Annotated in this window: 10 protein-coding genes; 7 read left to right on the top strand and 3 right to left on the bottom strand. The window is 71.9% G+C overall.

Features of this window, described 5'->3' with window-relative positions:
• The first annotated feature begins 2 nt into the window (after positions 1 to 2).
• The gene (locus OXR63_RS04560) at positions 3 to 1,391 is read left to right on the top strand and encodes a class II 3-deoxy-7-phosphoheptulonate synthase (protein ID WP_267420381.1); all 1,389 of its coding nucleotides are present in this window, start codon (positions 3 to 5) and stop codon (positions 1,389 to 1,391) included.
• Positions 1,392 to 2,137: 746 nt separating this feature from the next.
• Here the strand turns inward: OXR63_RS04560 and pknB are convergent.
• A complete protein-coding gene (gene pknB, locus OXR63_RS04555) occupies positions 2,138 to 4,159 on the bottom strand; it encodes a Stk1 family PASTA domain-containing Ser/Thr kinase (RefSeq protein WP_267420380.1) in 2,022 nt (673 codons plus the stop codon).
• A 127-nt stretch (positions 4,160 to 4,286) separates the two neighbouring features.
• Positions 4,287 to 5,465 (bottom strand): LysM peptidoglycan-binding domain-containing protein, encoded by a 1,179-nt coding sequence (locus OXR63_RS04550; protein WP_267420379.1) that lies wholly within the window; start codon positions 5,463 to 5,465, stop codon positions 4,287 to 4,289.
• A 253-nt stretch (positions 5,466 to 5,718) separates the two neighbouring features.
• Here OXR63_RS04550 and OXR63_RS04545 point away from each other — a divergent pair, with 253 nt between their 5' ends.
• Positions 5,719 to 6,051, top strand: a complete 333-nt coding sequence (locus tag OXR63_RS04545) for an Rv2175c family DNA-binding protein (protein ID WP_267420378.1) — start codon at positions 5,719 to 5,721, stop codon at positions 6,049 to 6,051.
• Between the two features lie 242 nt (positions 6,052 to 6,293).
• On the opposite strand, the gene OXR63_RS04540 is transcribed toward OXR63_RS04545, so the two are convergent.
• Entirely contained in the window at positions 6,294 to 7,412 is a 1,119-nt protein-coding gene (locus OXR63_RS04540) for a polyprenyl synthetase family protein (protein WP_267420377.1), read from the bottom strand.
• 84 nt (positions 7,413 to 7,496) lie between these two features.
• Between OXR63_RS04540 and OXR63_RS04535 the strand changes: the two genes are divergently transcribed.
• From OXR63_RS04535 to OXR63_RS04515, 5 genes are all read left to right on the top strand, one after another.
• A complete protein-coding gene (locus OXR63_RS04535) occupies positions 7,497 to 7,901 on the top strand; it encodes a DUF3040 domain-containing protein (RefSeq protein ID WP_267420376.1) in 405 nt (134 codons plus the stop codon).
• A gap of 440 nt (positions 7,902 to 8,341) precedes the next feature.
• Complete coding sequence (mraZ, locus tag OXR63_RS04530) at positions 8,342 to 8,773, top strand: division/cell wall cluster transcriptional repressor MraZ (protein ID WP_071276119.1); 432 nt, start codon at positions 8,342 to 8,344, stop codon at positions 8,771 to 8,773.
• A gap of 108 nt (positions 8,774 to 8,881) precedes the next feature.
• Positions 8,882 to 9,835, top strand: coding sequence for a 16S rRNA (cytosine(1402)-N(4))-methyltransferase RsmH (gene rsmH / locus OXR63_RS04525; protein ID WP_267420375.1), 954 nt, complete (start codon positions 8,882 to 8,884; stop codon positions 9,833 to 9,835).
• Position 9,836: 1 nt separating this feature from the next.
• Positions 9,837 to 10,568, top strand: a complete 732-nt coding sequence (locus OXR63_RS04520; protein WP_267420374.1) for a hypothetical protein — start codon at positions 9,837 to 9,839, stop codon at positions 10,566 to 10,568.
• Between the two features lie 34 nt (positions 10,569 to 10,602).
• Positions 10,603 to 12,375 (top strand): peptidoglycan D,D-transpeptidase FtsI family protein, encoded by a 1,773-nt coding sequence (locus OXR63_RS04515; RefSeq protein ID WP_267420373.1) that lies wholly within the window; start codon positions 10,603 to 10,605, stop codon positions 12,373 to 12,375.
• The last annotated feature ends 9 nt before the right edge of the window (positions 12,376 to 12,384 follow it).

Below are 12,384 nucleotides of genomic sequence, written 5' to 3'. Positions count from 1 at the left end.
CCGTGCTCGAGTCGCCCGCCCCCGTCGCCCTGCAGGACCCGGACGTCGTCGAGGGCCTCGACTACTGGCGTACCCTCCCGATCAAGCAGCAGCCGACCTGGCCCGACCAGGCCGCAGCGGAAGCGGCCTCGGCGGAGATCGCCGCGCTGCCGCCCCTCGTCTTCGCGGGGGAGGTCGACCAGCTCCGCGACCGACTGGCCGCAGCCGCCCAGGGCAAGGCCTTCCTGCTGCAGGGCGGTGACTGCGCCGAGACCTTCGCCGGTGCCACCGCCGACTCGATCCGCGACCGCGTCAAGACGATCCTGCAGATGGCCGTCGTGCTGACGTACGGCGCCTCGATGCCCGTGATCAAGATGGGCCGCATGGCCGGGCAGTTCGCCAAGCCCCGCTCGAGCGACCTCGAGACCCGGGGCGACGTCACGCTGCCCGCGTACCGCGGTGACATCGTGAACGGCTACGACTTCACCCCGGAGAGCCGCCAGGCCGACCCGCGCCGCCTGGTGCAGGGCTACCACACGGCCGCGTCGACGCTGAACCTGGTCCGCGCGTTCACCCAGGGCGGGTTCGCCGACCTGCGCCAGGTGCACTCGTGGAACAAGGGCTTCGCGTCGAACCCTGCGAACGCCCGGTACGAGCACCTCGCGAAGGAGATCGACCGCGCGATCCGCTTCATGGACGCCTGCGGTGCGGACTTCGAGCAGCTCAAGCACGTCGAGTTCTTCGCCTCGCACGAGGGCCTGCTCATGGACTACGAGCGCCCGATGACCCGGATCGACTCCCGCTCGGGGCTCGCCTACGACACCTCCGGCCACTTCATCTGGATCGGGGAGCGCACCCGCGACCTCGACGGCGCCCACGTGGACTTCCTGTCCCGTGTCCGCAACCCGATCGGCGTCAAGCTCGGCCCGACCACGAGCGTGTCCGACATGGAAGCCCTCATCGACAAGCTCGACCCGAACCGCGAGCCGGGCCGCCTGACGTTCATCACCCGCATGGGTGCTGGCAAGATCCGCCACGAGCTCCCCAAGCTGCTCCAGGCCATCAAGGGCATGGACGCCAACCCGCTCTGGGTCACGGACCCCATGCACGGCAACGGCCTGACCACGCCGACGGGCTACAAGACCCGTCGGTTCGACGACGTCGTGGACGAGGTCCTCGGCTTCTTCGAGGTCCACCGCGAGGCCGGCACGTACCCGGGCGGCATGCACGTCGAGCTTACGGGCGACGACGTCACCGAGTGCCTCGGCGGCTCCGAGCAGATCGACGAGGCCACCCTCGCCACCCGCTACGAGTCGCTCTGCGACCCGCGCCTCAACCACATGCAGTCGCTGGAACTCGCGTTCCTCGTGGCCGAGGAGCTCGGCGCGCACCCGTACCCCGCGCGCCAGTAGCGCACACCCCGCGGACGGGAGGCCCGGTGCCAGCTGGCACCGGGCCTCCCGTCCGTCCGGTGGTCCCGCCCACCGCGCGCCGCTGCCGAGTCTCGCTTCCCCGGACATGCTGCGCGGTCCGCGCCGCGCGCGGCGTCCGCCCGGCCGAGATTCGGCGTGCTCGGTCGGCGCCGGTCCGTCAGGTGGTCCCACCCACCGCGTGTCCGCTGAGCAGCGCGCGCCTGTCCGCCGTTCTGTCCCGCCCACCGCGCCCTGCTGCCGAGTCTCGCCCGTCCGGACACGCTGCGCGGTCCGCGCCGCGCACGTCGTCCGTCTGGCCGAGACTCGGCGCGCCCCACGGTCCCGGCGGGCGCGTGGCCGCTGAGCGGCGCGTCCGTCCGTCCGTCAGGTGGTCCCGCCCACCGCGCCCTGCTGCCGAGTCTCGGCTCGCCGGACACGCTGCGCGGTCCGCGCCGCGCGCGTCGTCCGCCTGGCCGAGACTCGGCGCCCCTCGGTCACGGCTGGAGGCTCGGTGCCAGCTGGCACCGAGCCTCCGGCCCGCCGGCTGGCTGCCGAGACTCGGCCCACCGGACGCGCTGCGCGGTCCGCGCCGCGCAGGTCGTCCGCCTGGCCGAGACTCGGCCCACTGGACACGCTGCGCGGTCCCGCCCAGTGCGCCCCGCTTCCGAGAATCGGCTCACCGCACACGCTGCGCCGCGCCGCGCACGGCGACCGCCCGGCCGAGACTCGGCCGACTGGCCGCCGCGCTACTGCGGGTACGACAGGGTGATCGTGTCGCCCTTGTAGACCGTGGTGCCGGGGGCCGGGTCGGTCGACTTCACCGGCAGGTTGGCCTTCCAGTCGTAGAAGCTGCAGAGCACGTTCGTGCAGTCGGGATAGGAGACCTTCAGACCGAGGGCCTCGAGGGTCGACGTGGCCTGGTTGATGCTCGCACCCTCGACCTTGGGCAGGGTGATCGGCGTCGGGCCCTTCGACACGACGACGTCGACGGCCGTGCCCTTGACGGCGGGGTCGTCGTGCGCGCTGGAAGACAGGACCTGCCCCGCGGGGACGTCGTCGCTGTAGCGGGAGTCCTGCGTGCCCAGGGTCAGACCCACGGCCTCGAGCGCAGCCTGCGCCTGGCCCACGGTCTTCCCGGACACGTCGGGGACGGCGCCGAGCGACACGGTGAGGGTGACGGGACCGCGTTCGCCGTACTGGGGCACGGAGGACAGGTCGATGGTGGTGCCGCCGGTGCCACGGCCGGTCGCCGCGATCACGGTGTCCTTCGGCACGTCGGCGGAGAACTGGTACTGCGGGTCCTGCAGGTCGAAGTCGTCGTCGAGCGCGGCCTGCGCCGTGGAGACCGACTGCCCGACGATGGCGGGGAGGGCGATCATCTTCGGGCCGTTCGACACGAGGATCTGGATCGCGGTGCCCTTCTGCACGACGCGTGCCGCGGCCGGAGCGGTGGCGGACACGCGGCCCTTCGCGACGACGGTGTCGAAGCGGGCGCCGGTGCGGTCGGCGGCACGGAGTCCCTCGGCCTCGAGCATCTGGCGGGCCTGGGACACGGACTTGCCCGCGACCTGGGGGATCCGGACGTTCCCACCGGGACCCGGGCCGAACCACCAGCCGACGCCGGCGGCCGCGAGGGCCAGGACGACGATCACCACGAGGGCGATCCAGCCGCGCTTCCGGCGCTTGGTCGCCTTGTCGGCGAGGCGCTGGCTGGCGGGGGAGAGCGCGCCGGGGGCCTGACCGGTGCGGCGCGGCCCCGGTTGGTTGCGCCCGCGGTCGGACGTCGGGGCTCCGCCGGTGCGACGGGGCTCGAGCACCGTGGTGGCGTCGGTCGCGTCGCGCGCTCGGTCGGGGTTCGGCGCGCCGGCCGGGAGGATCGCTGTGGCGTTCTCCGGGCGGAGCACGGCGGTGCGGTACTGCCCGGTGGCGCGCTGCTGGTTGCCGTTGATGTGCTCGAGCATCTCGCGGGCGTCGCGCGGACGGTCGTAGGGGTCACGGGAGGTCGCCCACGTGACCAGGTCGTCGAGCTCCGAGGGGACGCCCGGCGTGACGACGCTCGGGGCCGGGACCGTGTCGTTCGCGTGCTGGTACGCGATCTGCATCGGCTGCTCGCCCTTGTAGGGCTGCTCGCCGGTGAGCATCTCGTAGAGCATGATGCCGACGGCGTAGACGTCACTGCGGGAGTCGGCAGCGCCACGGGTGACGAGCTCGGGGGAGAGGTACGCGATGGTGCCGAGGAGCGCAGCCCCGGTGGCAGTGTTCTGCGACGCGGCGCGGGCCAGGCCGAAGTCGCCGAGCTTGATGCGGCCGTCGTCGGCCAGGAGCACGTTCTCGGGCTTGAGGTCCCGGTGCACGATGCCGGCCCGGTGCGCCGATGCCAGTCCGGCCAGCACGGCACGGAGGATGTCGGTCGCCTGCTCGGGCGTCAGGGCGTGGTGCTCCTGCAGGAGGTCCCGCAGCGTGATGCCGGGGATGTACTCCATGACGATGTAGGCGGTGTCGTCCTCGGCCCCCTGGTCGTAGACGCCGACCAGGTTCGGGTGGGACAGGCGCGCTGCCGAGCGGGCCTCCTGGATGAAGCGCTCCCGGAAGGCCTGGTCGTCGGCCAGGTGGCCGTGCATGATCTTGATCGCCACGCGCCGTTCGAGCCGCACGTCGGTCGCCAGGTACACCGTCGCCATGCCCCCGCGCGCGATGCGGGAGCGGACGCGGTACCGCTGATCGATCATGCGACCGATCATGGGGTCCGTGGCGGCGTTGGTGCTCATCGGCGGCATTCTACGAAGGCGGATGTGATCCGTCGGTGGGGACGCACCGACCGTGATGCAATCTCGATCTGGAGGATGAGCCGCGTCCGCGGTCGGGAGGCCCGCGCCGCCCCGACCGCGCGGGTGCTCAGAGCGTCGCCAGCCAGGCGGTCGCGGACTTCTCCCACTGCGCGTACGCCTTCGGGTAGGCGGAGATCTGCACGGCCTGGGCGGCGTCGGCCACGCTCTTGGACGCCCATCCACGGACGTCGAGCAGCCCGGAGGTCGTGCCCTTGTTCGGGTTCGACCGGCCGCCGAAGAACAGGCGCGTGGCGTAGGCGGGGTCCTGCAGCTGTGCCGCGGTGCCCCAGCCCTGGCTCGGGCGCTGCTGGAACAGCCCGACGGAGTCGCGGTCGCCGTGCGGCAGGTTGCGCAGGCTCGACTCCTGCATCGCCGCGGCGAGGGCGATGACGATGCCGCGGTCCGGCACGCCGAGGGAACGACCGACGTTCACGATCGTCTGCGCGTTCGCCCGCTGTTCGGCGGAGAGCGACGGTCCGGACGTCGGCAGCACCAGGGTCTTGCCGGCGTAGATCGTGCTCGTGTAGGTGAGTCCGTTCGCCGACAGGAGTGCCGACACGGCGACCCCGTGCGCGGCCGCGATCGACGCGATCGTCTGACCCGCCCCGATCTTGACGGAGCCGGCCTTGGTGGACGCCGGCGCTGCCGAGACCGGTGCCGCTGCGGGAGCGGCGGCCACGGGGGCCGCGGCGGGGGCGGACCCGGCGCTCGGGACGCGGAGGGGCTGGCCCGGCTGGATGATGCTGCCGAGCGACAGGCCGTTCGCCCGGAGCATCGCCGAGGTCGACACGCCCACGCGGGCCGCGATGCCCGACACGGTGTCGCCCTGCTTCACGTGGTAGACCGCACCGCTCGGCGCGGCGGCGCGGACGGGGGCCGCCACGGCCGGGGTCGAGGCCAGGTGCAGGGTCTGCCCCGGGTGGATGATCGTGTTCCAGCCGAGGCCGTTGCGCACGAGGACCTCCTGCGCGGACAGGCCGTAGCGGGCCGCGATGCCGGAGACCGTGTCGCCCTGCTGCACGGAGTACGTGGTCGGGGCCTTCCGCACGGCGGACACCGTCGTCACGGTCGGCTTCGCGGCGCGGGCCACGGCGGGGCTGTACACCGAGCGGTGCCCGACGTTGTGGTCCTCGTCGACGTGGCGCTTGTTCGCCGCGCCGTCGTCGTCGTGCCGCGTCTCGGCGTGCGCGACCGGACCGGTGAGCCCGGCGGTGACGGCGATCGTCCCGGCCAGGACGATGGGCATGGTGGCGAATCTGGCGGAACGTGCGCGTCGTGCGCGGTCGTCGGCGTCGGTGTCCACGGGGTGCTCCTGTCAGGCGGGTGAGCTGTGGGGACGCGACAGCGCGCTCACAGGCGGCTCAACGCTGGCATGTCGTGAATCGCAAGTCAACCAGGGAGCCGGATGTGACGTGTGTGACCGATGTGACGGACGAGTGGTTCGCAGCGGGGCTGCTCTCTGGCACGATGGGCGTGTGAGTGCCACACCCACGGATGACATGTCCCTTTCCGAACGCTGGCTGACGGTCCCCGACCTCGTCGACCTGCTGGGCGTCAGCCCCGGCCGCGTCCACCGGCTCTTCGAGCAGCGGACCCTGCTCGCGGCGCGCGTCGGCGGTGTCCTGCGCGTGCCCGTCGAGTTCCTCGACGACGCCGAACCGCTGCCCGAGCTGCGCGGCACCCTGATCGTGCTCGGCGACAACGGGTTCACCGACGACGAGGCCGTCCGGTGGATGCTCGCCGTCGACGACGCCATCGGTGACTCGCCGATCAACGCACTGCGCGCCGGCCGCAAGGCCGAGGTGCGCCGCGTCGCCCAGTCCCTGCTCTAGCCGCAGCTGCCGGGCTTCCGGCGCGGGGCCGAGTCTCGCCGTGGCGGACACCGCACGCGTTCCGGACGGCGCAGGACGTCCGCGGGGCCGAGTCTCGGCGCGCGGTCGCGTGCTCGACGCAACCGCAGACGGACGGGAGGCCCGGTGCCAGCTGGCACCGCGTCCCCACCGGCACGGCCGGCCCGCCGCTGGCGCGTCGGTCCGGAACCGGCGGCGTGGGCCCAGCCCGTCCGTGGTGCGGGCTAGGCCGAACGGCGGCTGACCGTGTCGGCCAGCGACGCGAGCTGCTCCCGAGCCGACGGCGTCAGCGGGGCGGCGTCGAGCGCCGCCTTGGCGCGCTGCACGTGGCGGTCGATCGAGCGCTCGACCGCGGTCACCGCGCCCGACTCGGTCAGGGTCGCGCGGAGCATCTGCACCTGGGCCTCGTCGAGGTCCGGGTCGCCGAGCAGCTCGTCGAGGAGCGCGCGGGAGCCACCGGGCAGCGCCTTGCGGGCCGAGGCGATGAGGACGGTGCGCTTGCCCTCGCGGAGGTCGTCGCCCGCGGGCTTGCCCGTGACCTCGGGATCGCCGAAGACGCCGAGCATGTCGTCACGGAGCTGGTACGCCACACCGAGGGGGAGTCCGAACGCGCGGAGCCCCTCGAGCTGGGACGCGGACGCGCCGGCGACCAGGGCGCCGATCACGAGCGGGGCCTCGACCGAGTACTTCGCCGACTTGAACACGACCACGCGCTGGGCACGGAGCAGGTGCTCGGCCTCGTCCACGGTCGGCCACGCCGTCTCCTCGTGGATGTCGAGGTACTGACCGGCGGTGACGTCGAGCCGCATGGTGTGGAACTCCTGGCGCACGACGCGGGCCCGTGCGGGGTCGAGGAGCGCCAGGCCCTCGTCGAAGACGGCGTCGCTGAGCGAGAGCAGCATGTCGCCGAGGAGCAGCGCCGAGTTCGTGCCGTACAGGCCGCGGTCGCCGACCCAGCCGGAGTCCTGGTGTCGGGACTCGAAGCGGCGGTGCGCAGCGGGACGCCCGCGACGGGTGTCCGAGCGGTCCATGATGTCGTCGTGGACGAGGGCTGCCGCGTGGAAGACCTCCAGCGCGGCGGCGACGGTCACGATCGCCTCGGCGGTGGTCTGCCGGGAGCCCTCTGCCAACGGGTCGAAGGACCCCGAACGCCCTGCCACGGACTGCCATCCCCAGTAGCAGAACAGGGCCCGGAAGCGCTTGCCACCGGACAGGAGGTCTCGGGCGAACTCGTCGAACGGAGCCAGGTCCGGACTGATCGCAGCGAGTCGATCGCGCTGGTCGTCCAGGGCCCGATCGATCCGTGCCGAGACGAGGTCCACTAATCGCGTACTCTCAGCCACGGTGCCTAGCCTAGTGGGCGGCCCGGTCGTAGGATCGGTCCACCCAATCCAAGCGTCGATCCCAGGGACAAAGAGGGAATCCGGATGCCACTTTCGGAGCAAGAGCAGCGACTTCTCGAAGAGATGGAACGCAGCCTCTACCAGAACGACTCCGACTTCGTGGCGCGCGTCACCCGACGGCAGGGGCGACCGACGTACACGTCGATCACGCTCGGTGTCCTGGGAGCGCTCGCTGGAGTCGCCATCGTGATCCTCGGGCTGGTCATGCGCCAGCCCCTCATCGGCATCGTCGGCTTCGTCGTCATGCTCGCCGGGGTGCTGTTCGCACTCCGACCGGGCATGGGCGCGCCGAAGCCCTCGGGCAGGGCCCCACGGACGACGTCGTCCGGTGGCAGCCGCGGCCCGGCGTCCGGTGGCTCGTCGAACGGCGGGTCGTTCATGGACCGCATGAACGAGCGCTGGGACAAGCGCAACGACCCGAACCAGTAGTCCCCCTCCACATCCCTCCACGGGGTCGGCCCATCACGGGCCGGCCCCGTTCGGCGTTCCCGGGGCGTCTCGCGTGCCGCGCCCCGGGCTCCTGCGCGCCGCCGCGCTGCCCCGGTGCGAGGTTGCGCACCCGGTGCGGGTTGGTGGCGGCGCACGGGGTGCGCAACCTCGCACCGGCTGAGTGCGGGCGCACCGTGCGAGCGCCCACCGCGCGCCCCGGGCCTGCGAAAGTCCTCCACTTCGCTCCCCGGGCGACCCCGCGGCGCCGATCCGCGCCGTTCCGGGGGTGACGGACGTGTGGGAGCTGCGCCGAGCCTCCAGACCGGCCCCCAGAACGGGGGTCTGACCCCGTTTCGGGGAGGGCTTTCGCCCTGAAGTGGAGGGAAGTGGAGTACCGTGGAGCCTGTCGCTGACCGGTGGAGCTGAGGGGAGGCCCCGACGTGTTGCTCGGTACCCATGCCCCCAAGCTCGACGAGAAGGGTCGCGTGATCCTCCCCGCCAAGTTCCGCGACGAACTGTCCGGGGGGCTCGTGATGACCCGCGGTCAGGAACGGTGCGTCGTCGTCTTCAGCGCCAGGACGTTCGAGGAGATCCACGAACGCGTCCGCCAGGCACCGATGACGTCGAAGCGCACCAGGGACTACATGCGCCTGTTCCTCTCGGGGGCCAGCGCAGAACAGCCCGACAAGCAGAACCGCGTGACGATCCCGCAGAACCTCCGTGAGTACGCGGGGCTCGAACGGGACCTCACGGTCATCGGCAGCGGTGACCGTGCCGAGATCTGGTCGACCACCGCGTGGGAGGCCTACTACGCCGAGGCCGAAGAGGCCTTCGCCGAGAACGACGAGGAGGTGATCCCGGGCATCTTCTGATCCGCGGATCGGGACTCCCAGCCGTACGCCCTGATGCACCTTCCCCGGTGTCAGGTCGGTATGGATGGGGATCCGGACCCGCGGCCCAGGAGACGCGAGGGGCTGCACATGAGCACACCCGAACGGTTCCCACACACCCCCGTCATGCTCGAGCGGATCGTGGACCTCTTCACGCCGACGCTCGACGGGCCGGGCAAGGTCGTCGTCGACGCCACGCTCGGCATGGGCGGCCACTCGGAGGGGCTCCTCGAGCGCTTCCCCGAGCTCACGCTCATCGGCCTCGACCGCGACACCGACGCCCTCGGCATCGCGGGGGAGCGCCTCGCCCGGTTCGGCGACCGCGTCCGACTCGTCCACACCGTGTACGACGAGATCCAGTCGGCCATCGCGGACGAGGGCTTCGCTGCCGTCGACGGCGTGCTGTTCGACCTCGGCGTCTCCTCGTTGCAGCTGGACCGTGCCGAGCGCGGGTTCGCCTACAGCCAGGACGCCCCGCTCGACATGCGCATGGACCGGACGCAGGGCATCACCGCCGCCGAGGTCCTCGCGGACTACGACGAGGGCGAGCTGCGCCGCATCTTCCAGCGCTACGGCGAGGAGAAGCTCGCCGGCCGCTACGCCAAGGCCATCGTCGAACGCCGGACCGAGACGCCCTTCACCATGTCGGGCGACCTCGTCCAGGTCCTGCACGACGCCACCCCGGTCGCGATCCAGCGACAGGGACACCCGGCGAAGCGCGTGTTCCAGGCCCTCCGCATCGAGGTCAACACCGAGCTGAGCGTGCTCGAGCGGGCGATCCCCGCGGCACTCGACGCCATCGCCGTCGGTGGCCGGATCGTCGTGGAGTCCTACCAGTCCCTCGAGGACCGCATCGTCAAGCGCGCGCTCGTCAAGCGGACGACGTCCAGCGCCCCCGCGGACCTGCCCGTCGAGCTCCCCGAGCACGCCCCCACCTTCTCCCTGGTCGTCAAGGGCGCGGAACTGGCCGACGAGGCCGAACGCGCCGCCAACCCCAGGGCAACGCCCGTGCGACTCCGCGCGGCCGAGCGAATCCGGAAGTGACATGAGCACGACCCTCGCACTCGTCGACCCCACCGTCGCCCCGTCGCGCGCGCCCAGGCCCTCCCGCCCCCGGCCGGAGCTCGTCGAGGTCGCCCCGACGAAGGCCCAGCGCCGAGCCCGCCCGCGCATCGCGTACGCCGTCGTCGGCGTCGCGGCCCTCGGGACGCTGCTGCTCGCGCAGCTCGGCATCAGCATGGTCCTCAGCCAAGGGGCCTACGAGCTGAACTCGCTTTCCGCTGAGCAGACCACGCTGAGCCGGTCGCAGCAGTCCCTGTCCGAGGAGCTCCGCGTGCTCGACTCGCCGCAGAACCTCGCCCGCAACGCCCAGGCGCTCGGGATGATCGCGAACTCGACGCCCGTCTACCTCGACCCGACGACCGGCCGGGTGTTCGGCACGCCGACGCCCGCCACGCCCGAGGAAGCGACCGGCAACACCGCCAACCAGGTGCCGAACTCGCTGCTCGACGGCGTCCCGCTCGCGGCGACGCAGGGCGACACGACGACGAGCAAGGAGAACGGTGCCGCGGCTGCTGCGCCGGCGACGACGGACGCTGCCCCGGCGGCCGGTGCCGCCGCCGCGACGCCCTCGGCGGCCGCCGCAGCGACGCCCGCTGCCCCCGCTGCGACGGGTGACGCTGGGAAGACCAGCGGCGCCAGCGCGTCGGACGGGGCTTCCTCGAAGTCCTCCGTAGAGTCCGACCCGAACCAGCTCCAGGCACCCTCCACCCGGTGACCTGCGGGTCAGGACCCGGGAAGGACCGCACAGCGTGACGAAGACGATCCGCAACCGCCGACTCCGCTACAGCGTGGTCATCATCGCCGTGATCGCGCTCGTGGCGGTGTTCGTCGTCCGCCTGGTCGACATCCAGGTCGTGCAGGCCGCCGAGCTCAACGAGCAGTCGAAGGCCAAGCGCAGCATCCCCGTGACCCTCTACGGCACGCGGGGGTCGATCGTCGACCGCGACGGCACCGCGCTGGCCGACAGCGTCACCCGGTACAACATCACGACCGCGCCGCGCCTGGTCAAGGCGTTCAAGGGCCAGCTCGGCGGCACCCGCGTGAAGGACGTCAGCGTCGACGTCGCCCTTGCCGCGATCGCCAAGGCGTCGGGCGGCGAGGTGTCGGCGATGAAGCAGGCGATCGCCGCCGACCCCACCTCCGACTTCGCCTACCTGGTCAAGGGCCTCGACGTGAAGCGGTACGAGGCCGTCCGTGCGCTCGACGTCCCGTGGCTCTACCCGCAGCAGCAGTCGGCCCGCACCTACCCGACCGGCGCGACGACCGGCAACCTGACCGGCTTCATGGGCACCGACGGCGCCCAGGCCGGCCTCGAGCTGGCGTACAACAGCTGCCTCGCCGGCACGAACGGCTCCGAGACCTACGAGCGCGGGGAGGACGGCGTCCAGCTGCCCGGCAGCACCGTCACGACGAAGCAGGCCAAGGACGGCGGGACGCTCGAGACCACGATCGACAGCGACCTGCAGTACATGGCGTCGCAGGACATCGCCGACGCCGCGCAGCAGATCGGCGCCGTGTCCGCCACGGCGACCGTCACGAAGGTGAAGACGGGGGAGATCCTCGCGGTCGCCGACTACCCGACGGTCGACCCGAACGACGTGGACGCCACGACGGACAAGGGTGCGTACGGGTCCCGTGCCCTGACGGACTCCTACGAGCCGGGCTCCACGATCAAGTCGGCCATCGCGGCGGCGCTCATCGACCAGGGCAAGGCCACGCCGACGACGGGCGTCTCCGTGCCGTACTCCCGCACGTTCCCGTGGGGCGGCACCATCCACGACTCCGAGTTCCACGCGACCGAGAACCTGACGCTGACGGGCATCCTCCGGGACTCCTCGAACGTCGGCATCACCGAGCTCGGCTCCCGGCTCACGACGCAGCAGCGGTACGACGTCATGAAGAAGTTCGGCCTGTTCCAGCCGGAGTCCGCGATCGCGTACCCGGGCCAGCCCGGCATGCAGTACGGCGCGAGCCCGAACTGGGACCAGCAGACCGACATCAACTCGATGTTCGGCCAGGGCATCTCAACGACGGCCATCCAGGTCGCGAGCATCTACCAGACGCTCGCGAACGGCGGCGTGCGCATCCCGCCGCACTTCATCAAGGGCTGCACGACGGCCGACGGCAAGACGATCGACGCGCCCGACGTGCAGCCCGAGCGCGTCGTGTCGGCCGGAGCCGCGCAGCAGGTGACCGACATGCTGCAGAGCGTCGTCTCCGGCGGCACGCTCGTGGGCATGAAGCCGATCTCCGGCTACAACATCGCCGCCAAGACGGGGACGGCAGAGGTCGCGGACGGTGCGAAGGGCTACGGCTCCGACCGGATCATCTCGGTGGCCGGAATGGCACCGGCCGAGGACCCCCAGTATGTTGTCACGGTGACGTTCACGAAGCCGGGGCCGGGACACAAGTTCTCCAGCTCCGCCGCTCCGGCGTTCCGTACCCTGATGTCCCAGGTGCTCGAGAAGTACCGTGTCGCCCCCTCCACGACCGAGGCGAAGACCTACCCGTCCACGTGGTGAGGAAGAAGG

It is taken from the genome of Curtobacterium sp. GC_Cur_3 (genome assembly GCF_026544205.1).
GTDB lineage: Bacteria > Actinomycetota > Actinomycetes > Actinomycetales > Microbacteriaceae > Curtobacterium.
Note: the sequence above shows the minus strand (reverse complement) of the source record. Positions and strands in the feature narration are given on the sequence as shown.